Annotated in this window: 17 protein-coding genes and 2 pseudogenes; 6 read left to right on the top strand and 13 right to left on the bottom strand. The window is 37.7% G+C overall.

Annotation, left to right across the window (positions count from 1 at the left end):
* Nucleotides 1-86: 86 nt before the first annotated feature.
* Nucleotides 87-1,009 (bottom strand): annotated as a pseudogene (rihC, locus tag GJV51_06445) (ribonucleoside hydrolase RihC).
* A 31-nt stretch (nucleotides 1,010-1,040) separates the two neighbouring features.
* A complete protein-coding gene (locus GJV51_06440; protein QGM25634.1) occupies nucleotides 1,041-2,264 on the bottom strand; it encodes a NupC/NupG family nucleoside CNT transporter in 1,224 nt (407 codons plus the stop codon).
* A 153-nt stretch (nucleotides 2,265-2,417) separates the two neighbouring features.
* On the opposite strand from GJV51_06440, the gene GJV51_06435 reads away from it, so the two are divergent.
* From GJV51_06435 to rpiA, 3 genes are all read left to right on the top strand, one after another.
* Entirely contained in the window at nucleotides 2,418-3,428 is a 1,011-nt protein-coding gene (locus tag GJV51_06435; protein ID QGM25633.1) for a LacI family DNA-binding transcriptional regulator, read from the top strand.
* Between the two features lie 110 nt (nucleotides 3,429-3,538).
* Nucleotides 3,539-4,480, top strand: a complete 942-nt coding sequence (gene rbsK, locus GJV51_06430; protein ID QGM25632.1) for a ribokinase — start codon at nucleotides 3,539-3,541, stop codon at nucleotides 4,478-4,480.
* Nucleotides 4,481-4,488: 8 nt separating this feature from the next.
* On the top strand, nucleotides 4,489-5,184 hold the full coding sequence (rpiA, locus tag GJV51_06425) for a ribose-5-phosphate isomerase RpiA (protein ID QGM25631.1): 696 nt from the start codon (nucleotides 4,489-4,491) through the stop codon (nucleotides 5,182-5,184).
* A gap of 173 nt (nucleotides 5,185-5,357) precedes the next feature.
* Here the strand turns inward: rpiA and GJV51_06420 are convergent, their stop codons facing one another.
* From GJV51_06420 to GJV51_06410, 3 genes are all read right to left on the bottom strand, one after another.
* Nucleotides 5,358-6,554 carry a methyltransferase domain-containing protein gene (locus GJV51_06420; protein ID QGM25630.1) on the bottom strand — a complete coding sequence of 399 codons (1,197 nt, stop codon included), beginning with the start codon at nucleotides 6,552-6,554 and terminating at the stop codon, nucleotides 5,358-5,360.
* 265 nt (nucleotides 6,555-6,819) lie between these two features.
* Nucleotides 6,820-8,052, bottom strand: a complete 1,233-nt coding sequence (locus GJV51_06415; GenBank protein QGM25629.1) for an aminotransferase class I/II-fold pyridoxal phosphate-dependent enzyme — start codon at nucleotides 8,050-8,052, stop codon at nucleotides 6,820-6,822.
* Nucleotides 8,053-8,149: 97 nt separating this feature from the next.
* The gene (locus GJV51_06410; GenBank protein QGM25628.1) at nucleotides 8,150-9,607 is read right to left on the bottom strand and encodes a threonine synthase; all 1,458 of its coding nucleotides are present in this window, start codon (nucleotides 9,605-9,607) and stop codon (nucleotides 8,150-8,152) included.
* A gap of 122 nt (nucleotides 9,608-9,729) precedes the next feature.
* Between GJV51_06410 and GJV51_06405 the strand changes: the two genes are divergently transcribed.
* From GJV51_06405 to GJV51_06395, 3 genes are read left to right on the top strand one after another with little or no spacing between them, the layout of a single operon-like run.
* A complete protein-coding gene (locus tag GJV51_06405; protein QGM25627.1) occupies nucleotides 9,730-11,007 on the top strand; it encodes a homoserine dehydrogenase in 1,278 nt (425 codons plus the stop codon).
* The gene (locus GJV51_06400; GenBank protein ID QGM25626.1) at nucleotides 11,004-11,882 is read left to right on the top strand and encodes a homoserine kinase; all 879 of its coding nucleotides are present in this window, start codon (nucleotides 11,004-11,006) and stop codon (nucleotides 11,880-11,882) included. The genes GJV51_06405 and GJV51_06400 overlap by 4 nt, the downstream gene beginning before the upstream one ends.
* Nucleotides 11,883-11,913: 31 nt before the next feature.
* The gene (locus GJV51_06395) at nucleotides 11,914-13,269 is read left to right on the top strand and encodes an aspartate kinase (protein ID QGM25625.1); all 1,356 of its coding nucleotides are present in this window, start codon (nucleotides 11,914-11,916) and stop codon (nucleotides 13,267-13,269) included.
* Between the two features lie 30 nt (nucleotides 13,270-13,299).
* On the opposite strand, the pseudogene GJV51_06390 reads toward GJV51_06395, so the two are convergent.
* The 8 genes and pseudogenes from GJV51_06390 to amt all read right to left on the bottom strand — a co-directional run bounded on the left by GJV51_06390 (nucleotide 13,300) and on the right by amt (nucleotide 19,496).
* Nucleotides 13,300-13,497, bottom strand: a pseudogene (locus GJV51_06390) (histidine phosphatase family protein).
* Nucleotides 13,498-13,507: 10 nt separating this feature from the next.
* A complete protein-coding gene (locus GJV51_06385; protein QGM25624.1) occupies nucleotides 13,508-14,470 on the bottom strand; it encodes an asparaginase in 963 nt (320 codons plus the stop codon).
* Nucleotides 14,471-14,472: 2 nt separating this feature from the next.
* Complete coding sequence (gene recO / locus GJV51_06380; GenBank protein ID QGM25623.1) at nucleotides 14,473-15,252, bottom strand: DNA repair protein RecO; 780 nt, start codon at nucleotides 15,250-15,252, stop codon at nucleotides 14,473-14,475.
* 65 nt (nucleotides 15,253-15,317) lie between these two features.
* Nucleotides 15,318-16,229 carry a GTPase Era gene (locus GJV51_06375; protein ID QGM25622.1) on the bottom strand — a complete coding sequence of 304 codons (912 nt, stop codon included), beginning with the start codon at nucleotides 16,227-16,229 and terminating at the stop codon, nucleotides 15,318-15,320.
* 41 nt (nucleotides 16,230-16,270) lie between these two features.
* Nucleotides 16,271-16,738, bottom strand: coding sequence for a diacylglycerol kinase family protein (locus GJV51_06370; GenBank protein ID QGM25621.1), 468 nt, complete (start codon nucleotides 16,736-16,738; stop codon nucleotides 16,271-16,273).
* On the bottom strand, nucleotides 16,722-17,204 hold the full coding sequence (gene ybeY / locus GJV51_06365; GenBank protein QGM25620.1) for an rRNA maturation RNase YbeY: 483 nt from the start codon (nucleotides 17,202-17,204) through the stop codon (nucleotides 16,722-16,724). The genes GJV51_06370 and ybeY overlap by 17 nt, the downstream gene beginning before the upstream one ends.
* A complete protein-coding gene (locus GJV51_06360; GenBank protein QGM25619.1) occupies nucleotides 17,204-18,196 on the bottom strand; it encodes an AAA family ATPase in 993 nt (330 codons plus the stop codon). The genes ybeY and GJV51_06360 overlap by 1 nt, the downstream gene beginning before the upstream one ends.
* 103 nt (nucleotides 18,197-18,299) lie before the next feature.
* Nucleotides 18,300-19,496, bottom strand: coding sequence for an ammonium transporter (gene amt / locus GJV51_06355; GenBank protein QGM25618.1), 1,197 nt, complete (start codon nucleotides 19,494-19,496; stop codon nucleotides 18,300-18,302).
* Nucleotides 19,497-19,530 lie beyond the last annotated feature (34 nt).

Here is a 19,530-nt window from a genome sequence, read left to right as displayed (position 1 = left end):
CTCTGATAAATATTGAATCACCTCACTATTATATAATAACTAGACAAAAAAAGATTGCCACTACAACAATCTACTAATCGTAATAGCTATCTTTCTAGTTGATTCATCTTTGGTACTTGCTCAATAAACCATTTTTCAAATGCTGCCTTATCAATGTCAACTGCTACCTGTGCGTTTAACTGACCCCCTGACCATCGGTTTTGCGTATCAGCAATTGTTGCACCCGTAGCTGGTCCAGAAATAATAATATCAACCCAGTAATCTTTTACTGTATAGAATTCAGGATGTAATAAATAACAAATTGTATTGACATCATGCATAGGTTTGCCACCTTCTGCAGTATCACCATAAGCTGTCATAACTTTTTGTAACATTTCACCTGCTTTTCCTTGACTTCCAATGGCATCTATCGTTTTAAAAGGTAATAACGCCTTGAGCGTTACATCAAGACCAATCATAACAATTGGCACACCGCTTTTGAAAACAATGTCGGCTGCATCTGGATCAGTGAACACATTAAATTCTGCAACTGAAGATACATTTCCGCCTGACAAAGAGCCACCCATCAAAATAAATTTTTCAATCTTATGAAGTAAACTTGGATATCTCTGTATTAATCGTGCGATGTTTGTATATGATCCAGTAGCCACAATAGTCAGTGGTGTAGTGGCTCCTTCCAGTTCTTCAGCCATTGCAGTAACTGCATCTAATTTAATCGCTTTTTTCGTTACTTGGGGGAATTCGTATCCAGGCATACCTGATTCACCATGAATATAAGCAGCATCAGAGAACTCTTTTTTCAATGGTGCAGCGGCGCCTTTTGCAACTGGAATCTGTGTTTGATGAAAAAATGTTAGTAACTTTAATAAATTATTGGTTGTTTTATCAACACTAACATTCCCCGCAACGCTTGTCAGCAACTTGATATCAATACTAGGATTGCTAAGCGCAATCGATAAAGCAACGGCATCATCATCCCTGGATCCATATCTAAAATTATAGGTATCATCATTTCTCCTTTACAAAACATTCCCTTTTGATTACCAAACAAACAGGCCTGCGGTTGCAGCTGACAGCAGTGAAACTAATATACCGGACAACAACATGTAAGGCACTCGAGCACTAATGTAATCATTTTTTTCTTTACTGACAAGTCCTTTGAAGCAACCAATAATCATGCCTAAAGTACCAAAGTTAGCAAAGCTAGTAAGGAACACTGTCAATACAATCCGTGCATGTTCATTTGCAAAAAGGCCTTTACCGGCCATAATTGATTTTGAAACTTCACCCATGACAACAAACTCATTAGTTACCAGTTTTGTACCCATATATTGCGCAATTTGGAAAGCCTCGTGAACATTGAATCCCAGTAACCATGCAAACGGAAACATGATTACGCCAAAAATGTTTTCTAATGTTAACCAGTGCAGCCCAGTTAAACTGAATAATTGATTAATCAATGCCGCTAAAGAAACAAACGCAATAACAGTAGCCGTAATAATCAAAATCAACTTTCCAGCGCCAAGAATTGAATCACCTAAGAATGAAAAGAACGGTTCTTTTTTACCATTATCTGATGCAACACTGACAATGACATCTTCTTCGGGTGTCACTTTAGTTGGATTTAAAATTGTAGCAATAATGATAGCGCCTAGTATATTAAGTGGGATGGCGGTTAACACATACTTACCAGGAACCATTTGAGTATACGAACCAATAATAGCAGATGTGACACAGCTCATCGACATCATTGCGAGTGTAAAGTTTCGGCGTGCAGACATCATATCTAGTTGTGCTTTTGACACAGCTAATACCTCTGTATTTCCTAAAAACATCATTTCAATCGAAAAGAATGCTTCAAATTTTGGTTGTCCAGTTATAAAAGCAAGACCCTTACCAATCCACTTAATTAACCATGGTAGTAAGCCAATGTAGGTTAAGATATCAAACAAGGGTACAACCAATAAAATTGGTAACAAAGCAGAAGTAACAAAGTTTGGTCCCCCATTATTAGAGGTCAACCATTCGGGCAACGCAAACGCAATTCCTTGAGTAGCCACAGAAACAAGCCAATTGAAACCATCAGCTGCAGCTTGTACAGCGATTTGTCCAGACCTGAACTGAGTAAAAAACCAAGCTAGCAAAATCTCTAGTGCCAGTACAATACCGACTGATTTCCACTGAATATTTTTGCGATCGTTTGAAAACAGCGCTGCAATGGCAATAAAAACAAAGATACCAAGAATATTAGCAAATAAAAACATGAGTTATTCCTCTCTTGAACAAAGTGCAAGTTAGTAAAACGTTTAACCACAAACATTATAGCACCAACTTTTTAAAAATGAAAGCGTTTCCATTTGATTTTTACTGGTACAATAGTTTAAGAATAATGTTTCTAAACTAAGGAGTAAAATGTGATGCGCAAAATCTCAATAAAAGATGTTGCCCAAAAAGCAGGCGTCTCGATTGCTGCTGTATCTCAAATTTTAAATAATAAGGGCCAACGTTTTTCTGAGGCAACAATCGAAAAAGTATTTCAAGCACGAGATGAGTTAGGCTATATTCCTAACAGCGCTGCAAGAAACCTTAAAAGCAGGCAAAAACGTTTGATTGGTATCATAGTTCCTTCCTTCCGAATGCCGTTTTTTGCCGATATTATTCAAAGTATGCAGATGAGTGCACCGTCCGATGTTAATTTAGTATTTCTAGGATCAACTGACGAGAGTTTACAAGATGTAATTTTTTCCTTGGTTGAGCGTGGGGTAGAAGCATTAGTATTCGGCCGGCATATTCCCAATCGATCTGAAGTGAATACATTTTTAAAAAAACGTAATATACCATATTTGGTGCTTGATCAAAATGCCGATATAAATGCGCATGATATGGTTCAGACCAATGAATTTACAGGCGGAAGCATGGCAGCTAGTCATTTAATGTCACTTGGCCATCGAGATATCGCTCTAATTTTACCAAACAATTTAACTGATAACATGCGACAACGTCGAGCAGGTTTCTTAGACACATTATCTACAGCAAATTTAACGCCAAAAACAATCATTACGACGACTTTATCGAAACATGGTGGCTTGGCAACTGTTCCTCAGCTCATTCAAAGTAAATCTACAGCAGCATTCGTTTTAAATGATGAAATGGCTATCGGTGTTTTGCGTGGTTTGGCTTATCAAGAGATCAAAGTACCTGAGGACATTTCTGTTATGGGTTATGATGATACAGATTATGCAGAATTTATGATCCCTACACTAACTACCATAGCACAACCTGCATGGAAAATTGGTGAAACAGCTTTAAAAATGATCATTCGACGTCTTGATCATCCTAATCTCCCCTTACAAACCGAATTTTTCGATGTTAAATTGGTCATTCGTGAATCGACTGGGCCACTTAGACATACAAAAGGCAACCAATAAGATATCTTGGTTGCTTTTTCTTGACATTATTTTTAAGATAACTTAAACTGGACACAACCCTTAATCTAGTAAAACGTTTAACCTACTTAACACTTTAAGGAGTTGTCATTATGAAAAAGAAAGTTGTTGTTATCGGTAGTCTTAATATTGATACTATTCAAATGATTGATAGATTGCCTAACCAAGGAGAAACCATTACTGTTAACAATCAAGCAAGTACATTTGGCGGTAAAGGTGCTAATCAAGCAGTTGCAGCTGCTCGTCAAGAGGCTGATGTAACAATGATTGGTGCTGTAGGTGATGATGACCGTGGACGTGCCTTCAAACAATTGTTAAATGATGAAGGAATCTCAACAGATTACATTTTTACAAAGAGCCAGTTTACCGGCTCTGCAACTATCATGTTGGAACCAGATGGACATAACACAATTATGGTATATGGTGGCGCAAATATGAATTTGACCAGTACTGATGTGGAAAAAGCACACAATATAATTGCTAATGCCGATGTTGTCGTAGCACAATTTGAAGTACCTAGTGAAGCCATTCTTGCCGGATTTAACATAGCCAAGAAAAGTGGCGTACTAACTATTTTAAATCCGGCCCCTATCACGTCACATATTGATCCAAATATTATCTCATCTACTGATTTAATTATACCAAATGAAACTGAAGCTGCTGCCTTAGCTCATACTGAGCCTACCACAAAAAAATCAGCATTATCGGTGATTACTTCTAAATTAAATAAAGCAGGTTTTCCTAACGTAGTGGTCACACTTGGTAGTGATGGCGTTTACTATCATGTTAATGAATTAACAGATATTGTACCTATTTTCAAAGTAAATGCCGTTGACACCACTGCTGCTGGTGACACTTTCATTGGTACTTTTGCAGCTAATATTGATAGAAACTTGTCGAATTTACCAAGTGTCATTCGCCGTAGTTGCTTTGCTAGTTCCATAACTGTCAGCCGTTCTGGTGCAATAGCCTCAATTCCAAATAAACGCGATGTTGACACTGGTTTGCTTGCTAATGCTGCGATGGTAGAATGAGGCTTGTCATGGATGAAAAAAAATTTCAGAAAAAGCAAGCTGCCCTCACTGCTTTAAACTATATCCAGACCAATATGATTGTCGGATTAGGAACTGGTTCAACTGTTTCTTATTTTCTAGATGCTTTAGCTGCTTCTCAGTATAATATCATTGGTGTGACCACTTCAACTATTACTAGTCAACGATGTGCAGAATTAAATATTCCAATTGTTGATATTGATGATATTGACCATATTGATATTACAGTTGATGGTGCAGACGAAGTCGATTCCTACCTTAACGGTATAAAAGGCGGTGGGGCTGCCCTTCTAATGGAAAAAATAGTAGCCAAAAACTCAAAGAAAAATATCTGGATTGTTGATCGTAGTAAAGTGCATAACACGTTAGGTTCTTTCCCCCTACCTGTTGAGGTTATCCCCTACGGCAGTGGTCAGTTGCTGCGACAATTTGCCAATAAAGGTCTATTCCCTAAATTGCGGCGCTACCCTGATAATAATCAGCCCATCATCACCGATGCTGGTCACTATATTATTGATTGTCACATGAACACAATTAACAATCCATATGCTCTCGCCGAATATCTTGAAAGCCAGGTTGGTGTTGTTGAACATGGCTTGTTTTTAAATATTTGTGATCGAATAATTATTGGTGATAACACTGTAGAAATTAAAGAAAGACAGCACGCACATGTAGAAAACAACTGATTTATATTACCAATTGTTAACCAAATTGTGTTAACTCAAAAATACCACAAAGATATTGATCAGCTCTTGGTATATTGACTTTACCTTAGGTAATCAGTTACAAGGAACAAATAATCAAAAAACAGTCAACTCTAATGATGGTTGACTGTTTTTTGATTACAATAAATGACCTGCTATTTCACACCGCTAGCAACATCAGCATGATAAATATATGAACGTGTCATTGGTAAGTTCTTGCCAGAAGGCCCTTTGGTAAGTAAATACTGAACAACATCAATGTTACCAGCTTCAAATGAACCAGCGCAAGCTTGCAAATATAAATCCCACATTCTGTAAAAACGTTCGCCGTATTTTGAAATAACTTCTTCTTCCACTTTGTGAAAGTTCTCTGTCCAAATTTCCAATGTTTTCTGATAATGGCGACGTAACGGTTCAATATCATCAACTTGCAAAGAAGCATCAATAATATGTCCTACGTTTTCAGCTATATTTGGAATATAACCACCTGGGAATATGTATTTATTAATCCACGCATCGACACCTGCACCGTCATGTTGCCCAGTAATACCGTGAATCAAGGCCGTACCATCTTCTGTGAGCAGGTTGTTTACTTGGTTGAAGTATTCACCTAAGTTTTCTTTTCCAACATGTTCGAACATACCAACAGACGTTACATGGTCATAAGTATCTTTTAACTCGCGATAATCTTCTAAATAAACATGAACGCGACCCTCAAGCCCTTCTTCTTTAATTTTGTTAGAAACAAAATCATATTGTTGTTGACTAAGTGTGACACCAGTGGCTTCCAAATTATATTCTTTAGCTGCGGTAAATAGTAGTGTTCCCCAGCCACACCCGATGTCTAATAAAGTTTCACCAGATTGTGCATGAAGTTTATTCAAAATATGACGTACTTTGTTCCATTGTGCATCTTCAAGTGTATCTTTGTCGCTAACGAAGTAAGCACAAGAATAGGTCATTGTGGGATCTAACCACATTTTATAAAAATCATTACCGATATCATAATGGCTTTGTACATCTGCCTTACTCTTATTCTCTGAATGTGAATGTTTAGGAATAAGTTTAGAAAACTTAGCGCCATTCAAAAAACTTTCTTTGGAATCATACGCAATCTTAACCAACTGTTGCAGATCACCTTTAATTTCAATTTTTCCATCCATGTATGCTTCACCAAAAGTAAGCGAAGCATGTGCCATAATATCTTTGATTGGTATAACCTCGTGAAGGATGATTGTGGCAATTGGGTCACCTTGACCGTAACTGACCTTTTCCCCATCCCAAAATTCAACGTCGATTGGGGCGTCGAAACTAGACTTAAAAATCTGTTTATAAATCGTTTTATCAAGCATAATTTCCCCTTTACCTACTATATTGGTATTGTAAGAAAACATTCATCAAAAGTCAAACATTGATAAAAACTGAGAATAGTGCTATACCATTGAATTAGCTATTTTGTATACAAAACATGGTGAGTTGTTGGATTATAATATCCATCCCACAAAACTAACTGTTTGGTAACATCAGATTTTCTCTAACAAGAGCTACTTTTTTTCATTTTTATTCTGATTTGGTTGGCACTTCCACCAAAAAAAGCCGGTTCTACCGGCTTTTAAATTATTCAAATAAATGCATCATTGCTAATGCTTCAGCTTCACGTTTCACTTGCTTAAGCACTTTTTCATCATCATAATGATGAATGGCTGTCACAATCAATTCGGCTACATTAGTAGCATCAGCTTCATCAAATCCACGAGTTGTGATTGCTGCAGTTCCAATACGAATACCAGATGTAACAAACGGGCTCAATTGCTCATTTGGTAACGCTTCTTTGTTTGTAGTAATTGAAACTGTGTCTAACAATTCTTGTGTTTGCTTACCATTCAACGCTGTTTTAGTTAGGTCCAAATTGAATAAATGATTGTCAGTACCACCAGCTACAACACGAATATCTACCGTATCATTGAAAACTTTTGCCATAGCTTGCGCATTTTTAATAACTTGTTGTGCGTAATCTTTGAATTCAGGTTGTAGCGCTTCTCCAAAGGCAATTGCTTTACCTGCAATAATGTGTTCCAGTGGTCCACCCTGTGATCCAGGGAAAATAGCTGAATTAAGCTGCTTGGCATACTTTTCTTGTGATAGAATAACACCACCACGCGGACCACGCAGTGTTTTGTGTGTTGTTGATGTCACAACATCTGCAATGCCTACTGGATTAGGATGTAATCCAGCAGCTACAAGTCCAGCAATATGCGCCATATCAACCATTAAATAGGCGCCCACTTCGTCAGCAATCGCACGGAATTTATTAAAATCAATAATTCGTGAATATGCAGAAGCACCTGCCACAATCATCTGTGGCTTTACTTCACGTGCTTGCTTAGCAATTGCTTCATAATCTAAGGTTTCTGTTTCTGAATTTAGTCCATAAGTATGTGATTCATAAACTTTTCCAGAGAAACTGACCTTGGCTCCATGAGTCAAATGTCCACCAGCATCAAGACTCATACCCAATATCTTGTCACCTGGCTTTAAAAATGCCATATAAGCAGCAGCATTCGCTTGGGATCCAGAATGCGGTTGAACATTAACATATTCGGCACCAAAGAGTTCTTTTAAACGATCGATGGCTACCTGTTCAATAACATCCACGTACTCTGTACCACCATAATAGCGCTTATAGGGGTATCCTTCAGCATACTTATTTGTCAATACTGAACCTTGTGCGGCACGTACGGCTTGCGATGTAAAGTTTTCAGAAGCGATTAATTCGATTGTACGGTTCTGACGCGCACTCTCTTGTTGAATTGCACTCCAGACAATAGGATCTAATTCTTTATATGACATTTGATTCTCCTTGGTTGATATAACCTAATTATACATTAAAAAATCAACGATTTGAATCATAAAAAACGTCACAATATAGCAAACAATACTATAATTATTAGATAGATAGTTCGTCTTTAATAGATTGCATAATCATCTCCGGTTTGATGATCTTAGTGTGTACAACCATTTTATCAAATAACGTTGCTACTTGTGCTGGAATAACTGTATTGGTTCGTTCAGCCAGCTTTTGTAAATCTAATACACCCCCTTCATTCTTTTCCTCCAATGCTGTTAAAACTGTTTGGGGGAACTTATAAGGACTTGCTGTTGCTGCAAGTAACGTTTGATGCGTTGCTTCTTCGTAAGCAAAACGGCCAACAGCTGTATGTGGATCAATTAAATAACCGCTATTTTCGAAGACGTCTTTAATCGTATCAACCACTTGAGATTGTGTCGCAAATTTGGCTGTAAATTTTTGCAAATAATTACGCGTTTTATCAGTCAAAGTATATTGGCCACTTTCAGCTAACGAATGCATATACTGACGCACTTCTTCATCATTACGTCCACTAGCAAAATACAATAATCGCTCCAAGTTACTTGATACTAAGATATCCATTGCTGGTGAATTCGTGACTTTAAAATCACGTTGACGATTATAAGTACCGGTGTTGAAAAAATCAGTTAACACATTATTTTCATCCGAAGCAACAACAAACTGATGCACTGGTAACCCTAACTGACTAGCATAATACGATGCAAGTACATTACCAAAGTTTCCGGTTGGCACATCGATATTGATTTCTTCACCAGGAACTACAACATCATTTTTAACTAATTGGGCGTAAGCATAAATGTAATATACGATTTGTGGTACTAGTCGACCAATATTAATTGAATTAGCAGATGAGAAGCGCATACTTTTTTCTGATAATTCTTGAATTAATTTCTCATCACTCAAAATAGATTTCACAGCTTTTTGGGCATCATCAAAGTTACCAGTTATTGCCGTGACATGAGCATTTTGTCCCTCTTCAGTTTGCATCTGCTGCCGCTGAATATCACTGACACCAACTTCTGGGTAAAAAACAACTATTTCAGTATTTTCGACATTTGCAAAGCCACTCATAGCAGCTGTTCCTGTATCGCCTGATGTAGCTGTTAAAATAACAATTTTATCATTTAGTGATTGTTTTTTAGCAGCTGTCGTTAATAGATGTGGCAATGCTTGTAGTGCAACGTCTTTGAATGCTAAAGTAGGGCCATGAAATAATTCAATATAATGTAACTTGTTCTCATTGTGCAAGGTCACAATGTGTTCATCATCCCATTGATTACCGTATGACTTTGAAATAATATGATCAATTTCTTGAACTGTAAAATCATCAAAAAAGGCATCAAATACTTGCGTGGCGATTTCTTGATAGCTTTGTTGACTTAAATTTTTCCAATCTAATTTTAATTTGGGCCATTTTTCTGGAACGTAAAGTCCGCCATCTGGCGCAATACCGTTTATGATTGCTTGGCTAGATGTAACTGCAGGAGCCTGTCCACGTGTTGATACATAATTCATAGTAATTCATTTCCTTTTTTATAATTTAACCAATTATAACAAATTTGTTTATTTTTAGATATTATAATGATAAAATCATAAGAAGAACATATATAAAATACTAAAAATAAAAGGAATATCACATGGAAATAGGCATTGGTCTTTTTGGCCTCGGCACAGTTGGAAGTGGTGTCGTAAAAATCTTACAACAAAACGCTAATCAAATTACCCAACGAACTGGATCTCATTTGGTCGTACGTCATGCCGTCGTACATAATCTTAATAAACCACGCACTGGTTTTACACAAGATTTTCCAATCACTAATAATCCTAAAGATATTTTGGATAACGATGATATACAAATCGTAGTTGAAGTCATGGGCGGAATCGATTATGCATACGATATTATTAAACGTGCTCTCATGGCAAAAAAACACGTCGTCACGGCAAACAAAGATTTAATTGCAAGTCGCGGACAAGAGTTAGCTGAGTTAGCCAACCAAAATGGTGTTGATTTATATTATGAAGCTGCTGTTGCTGGTGGGGTACCTATCCTACGTACGCTTTCAAGCAGTTTTACAGCAGATGAGATTTCACTTGTTGCCGGTATCATTAATGGCACAAGTAATTTCATTTTAACGCAAATGGCTACAAATGGCTTAACGTATGCAGAAGCACTTAAATTAGCTCAAGACAAGGGTTTTGCTGAATCTGACCCTACAAATGACGTAGAAGGTTTTGACGCAGCATATAAGTTAATTATTTTGTCTAACTTTTCATTTGGTGTGCAACCTGTTATGAACGACGTAGCTATTACTGGTATTGCCAATCTAACAGATTCGGACATCAACGATGCACATAGTTTTGGCTACGCAATCAAATTGTTAGGTGTTGCACAAAGAGTTGATAATGCACTCAGTATCGAGGTTTCCCCTCACCTCGTTCCTTTCAATCATCCTTTAGCGACCGTTAACAATGAAAACAATGCTGTTTTAGTTAATGGCGAGTCAGTTGGTGAAGTGATGTTATATGGACCCGGTGCTGGTGAAATGCCTACTGCTAATTCGGTATTAAGTGATTTAACCAACGTCGCTACTAACCTAGCACTGAATACGCCAGGAAGACCATTTAATACTTTTAACCAAGACTTAGATTTAGCTAAACCCTCACAACGCGTGGCAAGACGTTTTATTGTTGTAGAAGTAGCTGACACACCAGGAGCAATGTATTCCGTCACCGGTATGTTTGCTTCTGCAAAAATAAGCTTTACTGACTTAAAGCAAACCCCAGCAAAAAATGGCTTTGCGCGATTAGTTGCTTTGACACACGCCGCCTCTGATGCGCAACTCAATGTTATTCGTACAACAATTCGAAATGCTGATGGCATTAACTTAGCAGCGGAGTATAAAATTTTCTCATGATTAAAATAACTGTACCAGCTACCAGCGCCAATATTGGCCCTGGCTTTGATTCTCTTGGCGTGGCCCTAAAACTATATTTAACCTTAGAAGTACATGAAAAGACCTCCGAATGGCAAGTAATTCATGATTACGGCGAAAATATGCCCAGTGATATGAACAATTTCATCGTCAAAACAGCAATTTTATTAGCCCCAAACTTAACACCACATCGCATCGTTGTAAAATCTGATATTCCACTGGCACGCGGATTAGGTTCATCATCTTCCGCACTTTTAGCCGGCCTAGCAATGGCCAATGTTTTGGCCGACTTGGGATTAAGCGATGATGCTTTGTTGAAGCAAGCAACGACTTTAGAAGGTCATCCAGATAACGTTGCTCCTGCATTACTTGGCGGTAGCGTAGCAGCCTTTTACGATGGCGAACAAGTCTATCATGCGCCATTGAGTTTACCAAAAGATATTAATTTCTTGACTTTTATCCCCAATTACGAACTGCTCACAACTGAAGCACGCCATGCATTACCGGCTAATATGACATTTAAAAATAGTGTTGCTGCTAGCGCTATCAGTAATACCTTAGTCGCAGCATTGACTACAGGTGATTTCAATACGGCTCGTGTTTTAATTGAAAAGGACCAATTTCATGAACAGGCCCGTGCGTATTTAGCACCACACCTAAAAATTATTCGTGATGCGGCTCATCAACTAGACATCGTCGGCACCTATCTGTCTGGCGCGGGCCCAACTGTTATCACTCTTGTACCGCAGAATAATGCAATTAAGCTATTAAAAAAACTGACAAACATGGCTTTGCCAGGAAAACTATTATTACTAGAGCCAGATTATACTGGTTTGCAAATTATTAAAAATAATTAGGAGAATATGTGCTTTCCAGCACTTACATATTATGAAAGTTACAAAATTTGGTGGTTCTTCACTAGCTAACGGTCAACAGTTACAACGTGTCTACGATATCATTCGTGCTGATGATGATCGCAAAGTTGTTGTTGTTTCAGCACCTGGTAAACGATTCAAAGATGATCGCAAAGTGACCGATTTATTGATATCATATGCGCAAGCTACACTTGCCGAAGAAGATACTACTGAAATCATTGAAACGATTAAACACCGCTATCACTCCATTGGTGAACACTTCGAATTACCAGACTATGAATTAGCTGACCTAGATGAACAAATTGAACATCTAGCAAGTAAACATTACCGATCATTTGATTATTTATATGCAGCATTCGCTGCTCACGGTGAATATCTAAATGCGCAATTAATTGCTAAAGTCTTTAACCATTTAGGTATGCCAGCTCGTTTTGTAGACCCTAAAGAAATTGGTTTGCTCGTAGATGATAATGCGCGATCAGCAACATTTGATACCACTTCTTATACCACAATCGGCGAGTTAGACCTGTCAACCTCTGAACGACTAATTGTCCCTGGATTCTTTGGCTATACTAAGAATGGTGATATGGCTACTTTTTCACGTGGTGGTTCAGACATCACTGGTGCTATTATGGCACGCGGACTACGAGCTGATTTATATGAAAATTTTACCGATGTCAGTGCCATCTATGCCGTTAATCCTTCAATTGTCAAACAACCAGCAGCCATTCAACAAATGACATACGATGAGATGCGTGAGTTGTCTTATGCTGGGTTCGCTGTATTCCATGATGAAGCCATCATTCCAGCCATTCAAGGTGGTATTCGTATCAACATTAAAAATACCAACGATCCCGATGCCCCTGGAACATTTATTGTACCGCCTACAGAGGTTCAGCAAACACGTCCCGTGACTGGTATTGCCAACTCCAATCGTTTTGCCGCCCTATATTTACATCGGTACTTATTGAATAAACAAGTTGGTTTTACCCTTCGTATTCTTGATATTTTGAAACGTCATAATATTTCTTACGAGCATATGCCTTCTGGTATTGATGATTTGACAATTATTTTTGATAAAACAATGTTAACACAAGAGCAAGTTGATAACATGTTAAGCGACATTACTGCTGAAATTAAGCCTGATACATTAAAGTGGATTCCAAGTTACGGTATTATTATGGTCGTTGGTGAGGGAATGCGTAATCGTGTCGGTGCCTTAACAGAGATTGTTGCGCCCCTTAAAGAGCGTAATATCAGCTTACAAATGGTCAATCAGGGAGCGAGTGAAATTTCCATTATGTTAGGAATTCAGCCCGACTTATCTGATAGTGCTGTAGAAGCAATTTATACAAATATCTTTAAATGACATTAAAAAGAAGCGTATTAACTATTAAAGTTAATACGCTTCTTTTGTTAAACTAATACATTGGTTATTTTCGTTAAATAAACCAACATATACATCCGGCATTTCCATTTTTTGCCAGTCTATAAAATTGAAATAACCACTTGTTAAATAATGGAACAGTAAGCTTAAGTCAATAATTTGATAAAAAGCTGTTTTCATCCTTTGTTGTACTGTTGCTAAAGATTCTTCTCATAGTGTGTTAAATACCATGCAAATATGTTTCTAGATGCTCTTTGCTTAAGTTGTTTGATAGCCCGATTAGCAGCTTCAATCGGGCTTTAGGACCATTAATACTGGAAGCAAAGATTGCGCCAGACTTCTCTAATTGAACGCCACCACCTAAATAATCGTATACGGGTGCAGCAACACCATTAAAACTTCTTGAAACAATGACTACTGGTATATTTTTCGACAATAAATATGCTACGCCATGAGCTGCTTCGCGAGATAAATTACCCGCACCAAGCGCTTCAATAATAATGCCGTCAATGTTAGCATCAGCCAAAAGTTTCAATAATTGGCTATCCATGCCTGCATATGCCTTTAAAACAGGAATATTTTTGTTAATATCCACATTCGGCAATACTTCACGTTGTGGAAGGTCATAAAAATAAATAATTTGTCGTTTTGTTAGTAGCCCCATTATGCCACTAAGTGGTGAAGCAAACGTTGCCACATTAGTCGTGTGTGTTTTAGTTACAAATCTAGCGGCATGTATTTCATCATTCATCACAACTATCACACCACGATTTTTGGATGTATCATCTGCAGCAACACGTAACGCAGATTGATAATTATATAAACCGTCTGAACCAAGCTCATTGGACGAACGCATTGCGCCCGTTATAACAATAGGAAACGAAACTTTTAACGTACTATCCAGAAAAAATGCCGTCTCTTCCAAGGTATCTGTACCATGAGTAATAACAATACCATCAAAATCATTTTTGGCTTCAGAGATACGCTTCTGTATTTGTAGCATGTGCGATGGACCAATATGCTCACTTGGTAAATTAAAAATGTTTTCAACTTCTAGTTCGATATTTGGAAAGGTAATCTTTGCTTGAATTAAAGGATTTTCAGCTCCTGTTTCAACATCTCCATCCACATCTTCATGCATCGAAATTGTACCACCGGTATGCAAAACCAAAATTTTTTTCATACTTATTTATTCCTTCTAAAATTAACTAACGTATTTTGCCACGAATGCATTTGTTCAATAAATGATTTTGCTCGTGGCTTCAAACCAACTTGTTTTTCGTAAATATAATCAATAACACGTTGCAAACCACGTTTGGTGATCGCTGATATTCTGATATCATGTACTTGGCGCATATCAATAACACTAAATTGACGTAAATAAAACACCGTTTTTTGATCAAGCATTAGTCGCTGATCATCCAGATTAAAGTGATTTTCAGAAATAATACCATTGTATTTTTCAGAATAATCAAATTTTCCATCTACTTGGCCCGTAATTGGGTCAGCTTTTAAGTTTGGAGCCACCCCGAGAGGAACAAGTAATTGAATTTCAAAAATATTAGCGATAATTTGAGGATCAAGTCCTTCAGCAAGTTTTTGTAAAGCAACATCAAGTTGATTATACCAACGTGTTATCTTTTCCCCTTCTTCGAAAGAAGCATCAATTAAACTAGCAATCAACGCGGCATAAGCATTTGCTTCTATATCTTCGATAAGCCTTGAATATACTTTTGTATTTTGAACATCATTCATGTAACCCAGTCCAGTTTCTCTTTTTGGTAGAGCTCCATCAAAAGTTACAACTGTGTAAGGTTGTGTGCCAGCTGAGAGTTTAGAAGTAGCTTTTTTTGCGCCTCGTGCCAAAAAAGTTCGCATGCCATACGTTTCCGTTAGTATGCGAACTAATAAATCATTATCTTTATATTGCCGTGTATATAATACAATGCCACGAATAATTGCCATAATGACTCCACTAAATCGATCACAATTTTTTTTATGACGACATAGTACATTGTTACATCATCATTTTAGTAATCTTCTTCACGATATCCTAATGTCTGCAAAGCTTGAGGTCGATCGCGCCAGCGAGGCTCAACCTTAACCCAGGTTTCAAGGAAAACTTTATCTCCGAGTAGTCGTTCGATATCCTTACGCGCTCTCGTACCAATGTCTTTGATCATCGCACCTTGTTTACCAATGATAATATTCTTCTGTGTTGGTCGTTCAACAATAATCGATGCTTGAATGTGAATCTTTTCTTCATTTTCACGAGCAATTTTGTCAATAACGACAGCAACTGAATGCGGTACTTCTTGACGTGTTAACTGTAATACTTTTTCGCGAATTAATTCTCCAATAACAAAACGTTCAGGGTGGTCCGTTAATTGGTCTGCATCGAAATATTGAGGCCCTTCATCTAAGTGGGACACAATATTATCCAACAACTCTGGAACATTATCACCTTCTGTGGCAGAAATTGGAAATACTTCAGCCCACTCAGGTGCATCATTTTGATAGCTAGCAATAACATCAAGTAAATCATTTGGTGCTAATAAATCAACTTTGTTGATTAGTAAATAAATTGGTGTATTTTTAACTTCTTGTAATCGATCAATAATGAAATCGTCACCTCGACCACGTGCCATTGAAGCATCTACCACAAACCAGATTGCATCTGCTTCATGAAGCGCAGAAAATGCAGACTTCACCATAAAATCACCGAGTGAGTTTTGTGGTTTATGTACACCTGGCGTATCAATGAAGACAACCTGTGCATCATCTGTTGTGTAGATGCCTTGTATTTTATTACGAGTAGTTTGTGCTTTATCTGACATAATGGCAATTTTTTCGCCAACAATACGGTTTAAAAGTGTTGATTTACCAACATTTGGACGACCAATAATCGCCACAAATCCTGATTTAAAAGTAGATTCTGTCATATTATATATACGGTTTTTGACCGTACTCTCCTGTGTATGTTTTATTTACTAAAGTCATGAATAAATTGTGAAAAATTAGTAACAATACCAAAATGTCGCCAGACATAGGGTTGAAATACAATTAATAAAATAATAATTTCAAAACCAACAGCCACTAAAACGCCACCAGCAGCGACATCTTTTGCCAACCCAGCAAGTGGATGGTATCTTTTTTCAACAACCAAATCAACAACAGCTTCAATAATTGTGTTCAAAAACTCACTTGATATCACTGTAAATACTGCAACTGCAACCCATAGCCAATCTGCACGATTTAAGCCAAGATGTAGACCCACAAGTAAAATGAGAAACCCTAGCAATATGTGTATTCGCATGTTGCGTTCTCTGACTAAAATCAGCCAAATACCATGCAGAGAATTTCTCATGGCCCGAAAAAATGTACTGTTTCGTTGTACCTTTTTATTGTAATCTTTAGGCGCACCCTCTAGCTTTTTATCTTTTGAGGCCATAATTATCTAAAATCTCTCGTTGTAAATCAAACATTTCTTTTTCTTCTGCATCGCCTAACATATGATCGTATCCATTCAAATGTAAGAAGCCATGCACCACTAAGAAGCCTAACTCACGTTCATAACTATGTCCCAAGTACTCTGCTTGAGAGTTAATAATATCCACAGAAACTAAGATGTCACCAATATTTTTAGCCAACTCAGCCTCCATCAGTTCATCTGGTAGAACCGGAAAGTCATCACCGTCTTCTTCAATTGCAAAACTAATGACGTCAGTGGGCTTGTCTATACCACGATATTTTTTATTGTATTGATGAATTGCTTCATTGTTCATAAATGTTACAGACATTTCTGTATTATCTGGTAACTCTAAATATTTGCCAGCATAGTCTAGTACACAACGAACTAGATCTTGATGATATTGATTAACACCAACTCTTGTTTGGTCAATAATAGCCAAATCCATTAGTTAATTTGCTCCTTTTTTAATTCAGCTAATTTTTTCTCAGCTGCGTCATAGGCACCTACTATTAAACCGACTACTGGATGGCGGACCACATCAGCACTACCAAAATGAATAAATGATACTTGATTCACGTCTTTCAGAATACGTTGAACCGAAATAAGCCCGGATTTTGCACCATGAGGTAAGTCAATTTGAGAAACGTCCCCATTAATAATCATTTTCGAACCAAATCCAAAACGGGTTAGGAACATTTTCATTTGTTGATTTGTTGTATTTTGTGCTTCATCTAGAATAATAAATGCATCATCTAACGTTCGTCCACGCATATAAGCTAGTGGCGCAATTTCGACTACACCGCGTTCCATTAACCGTTGGGTCTGTTCCGCACCAATTAATGTATTCATAGCATCATAAATGGGACGCATATATGGATCTACTTTTTCTTTCAGATCTCCCGGGAGAAATCCTAGTGACTCGCCGGCTTCAACAGCAGGACGTGTGATAATAATTCTTTCAACATCACCACGCTTTAAGGCTGCTATTGCCATAACAACGGCTAGAAATGTTTTCCCTGTTCCAGCTGGCCCAATACCAAAAGTAACATCATTTTTACGAATTGATTGGACATACTGGCGTTGACCAAAATTTTTAACGTGAACGGAACGCCCCTTATTATCACGAATTAGTACTTCAGAGTATAGGTCACCAAAATATTCTAATGTGCCACGCTGTGCCATTGTTATTGCACTCACAACGTCAGTGTCTGATATACTTATTTGATGCTTAATTAAATTAGTTAATTCACGTAGTACAGCTTTAGCTAATGGCACTTTATCCTCATCACCTGAGATAGTCATCTGGTCGCCACGTGCATGAAGTCGCACAGTTAACCCTTCTTCAATTAACTGTAAAAAATTATCATTAACGCCAAGCAACTTGGTCTGTTGCTCCACATTTTCAAATGTAAAAATTTGCTGAACTTGTGCTGTCAAAAAGCAAATCCCCTTTATATGTTTCCTTTATTTTACCATATTGCCGTGATTGATGGTAGTTTATGAGCTAAATATCAAGCAAAATAAAAAGGACTATTGTCCTTTATTCCACAGTCAAATCGTGCATAATTGTATCATACCCTTCAGCTTCTTCATCAGCTGTCAAACGAAGTGGCGCAGCAACGATTTCTGTTATTTTAGCTAAAATATATGTCCCAATCGCAGCAAATGCGATGGTAAATAAAATTGCGACTAATTGCTTACCAACCAATGCCATATTCCCGTTGATTAGACCAGCAACTCCGCCAACGCTTTTATCAGCAAATATGCCTGTCAAGATTGCACCCACAGCACCACCAATGCCATGAATACCAAAAGCATCTAGTGTATCATCATATCCAAAGCTATTCTTAACAAAGGTGATGCCAGCAAAGCCTATCACTCCAGCTAAGAGCCCCATCACTACGGCTGCCCATGGCGCCACGAACCCAGCAGCAGGGGTTATAGCAACTAGACCAGCCACTCCACCACTAGTAATACCTGATAATGTAGCACGTCCATGATACTTGTATTCAACAAGGCCCCAAGTCAACACAGCTACCGATGATGCCAACCAAGTGTTAAGTAAGGCTAGAACCGCTGTACCATTTGCTGCAAGAGCTGATCCGGAATTGAAACCAAACCAACCAACCCACAACAACGCACCACCAATCAAAACATAGGAAGGTCGTACAGGTATATGTTTGTCAGTATGACGATGTCCAATCATCAAAGCTAACACCAGTCCAGTTACACCACTAGAAATATGAACAACAGTTCCACCTGCAAAATCAATTGCGCCTAGCTGAGCCAAGAATCCACCACCCCAAACCATATGTGCCAACGGTGAGTAAATAAAAATCAACCAAAGCGTAATGAATACGAGCAATGCTTTAATTCTAACTCGACCGATTACGGAACCGGTAATAATTGCCGAGGTAATTATCGGAAACATACCTTGAAACAATGCAAATGCACCGTCAGGAATTGTTAAATTTTTAGTAGAATGCGTAAATGAAACATTTGCTAAGAATAAATGTTTAAAATTCCCAATGATATTACCACTGCCGCCAAATGATAAAGTATATCCAATAATAAACCATACTAGCGACGCAATTCCAATAATCATAACTGGAATAAACATCGTGTGTAACAAGTTTCTACGTTCACCTAGACCACCATAAAACAAAGCTAATCCAGGTGTCATCAACCAGACCAACGCAGCTGAAACTAAAACCCAAGCCAAATCACCACTATTCATCACATCACTCCTACCTATTTTTTTATTAAATTAA

Origin of the sequence: Leuconostoc mesenteroides subsp. mesenteroides (assembly GCA_009676745.1) — a bacterium.
Classification (GTDB): Bacteria; Bacillota; Bacilli; order Lactobacillales; family Lactobacillaceae; genus Leuconostoc; species Leuconostoc koreense.
The sequence above is the reverse complement of the archived record's forward strand: the minus strand, read 5'-3'. Positions and strand labels throughout refer to the sequence as shown.

Excerpts from the sequence above, each read along its gene's own strand:
- GJV51_06440 (QGM25634.1), bottom strand. The coding sequence starts at position 2,264 with ATGTTTTTATTTGCTAATATTCTTGGTATCTTTGTTTTTATTGCCATT.
- GJV51_06435 (QGM25633.1), top strand. The coding sequence starts at position 2,418 with ATGCGCAAAATCTCAATAAAAGATGTTGCCCAAAAAGCAGGCGTCTCG.
- rbsK (QGM25632.1), top strand. The coding sequence starts at position 3,539 with ATGAAAAAGAAAGTTGTTGTTATCGGTAGTCTTAATATTGATACTATT.
- rpiA (QGM25631.1), top strand. The coding sequence starts at position 4,489 with ATGGATGAAAAAAAATTTCAGAAAAAGCAAGCTGCCCTCACTGCTTTA.
- GJV51_06420 (QGM25630.1), bottom strand. The coding sequence starts at position 6,554 with ATGCTTGATAAAACGATTTATAAACAGATTTTTAAGTCTAGTTTCGAC.
- GJV51_06415 (QGM25629.1), bottom strand. The coding sequence starts at position 8,052 with ATGTCATATAAAGAATTAGATCCTATTGTCTGGAGTGCAATTCAACAA.
- GJV51_06410 (QGM25628.1), bottom strand. The coding sequence starts at position 9,607 with ATGAATTATGTATCAACACGTGGACAGGCTCCTGCAGTTACATCTAGC.
- GJV51_06405 (QGM25627.1), top strand. The coding sequence starts at position 9,730 with ATGGAAATAGGCATTGGTCTTTTTGGCCTCGGCACAGTTGGAAGTGGT.
- GJV51_06400 (QGM25626.1), top strand. The coding sequence starts at position 11,004 with ATGATTAAAATAACTGTACCAGCTACCAGCGCCAATATTGGCCCTGGC.
- GJV51_06395 (QGM25625.1), top strand. The coding sequence starts at position 11,914 with ATGAAAGTTACAAAATTTGGTGGTTCTTCACTAGCTAACGGTCAACAG.
- GJV51_06385 (QGM25624.1), bottom strand. The coding sequence starts at position 14,470 with ATGAAAAAAATTTTGGTTTTGCATACCGGTGGTACAATTTCGATGCAT.
- recO (QGM25623.1), bottom strand. The coding sequence starts at position 15,252 with ATGGCAATTATTCGTGGCATTGTATTATATACACGGCAATATAAAGAT.
- GJV51_06375 (QGM25622.1), bottom strand. The coding sequence starts at position 16,229 with ATGACAGAATCTACTTTTAAATCAGGATTTGTGGCGATTATTGGTCGT.
- GJV51_06370 (QGM25621.1), bottom strand. The coding sequence starts at position 16,738 with ATGGCCTCAAAAGATAAAAAGCTAGAGGGTGCGCCTAAAGATTACAAT.
- ybeY (QGM25620.1), bottom strand. The coding sequence starts at position 17,204 with ATGGATTTGGCTATTATTGACCAAACAAGAGTTGGTGTTAATCAATAT.
- amt (QGM25618.1), bottom strand. The coding sequence starts at position 19,496 with ATGAATAGTGGTGATTTGGCTTGGGTTTTAGTTTCAGCTGCGTTGGTC.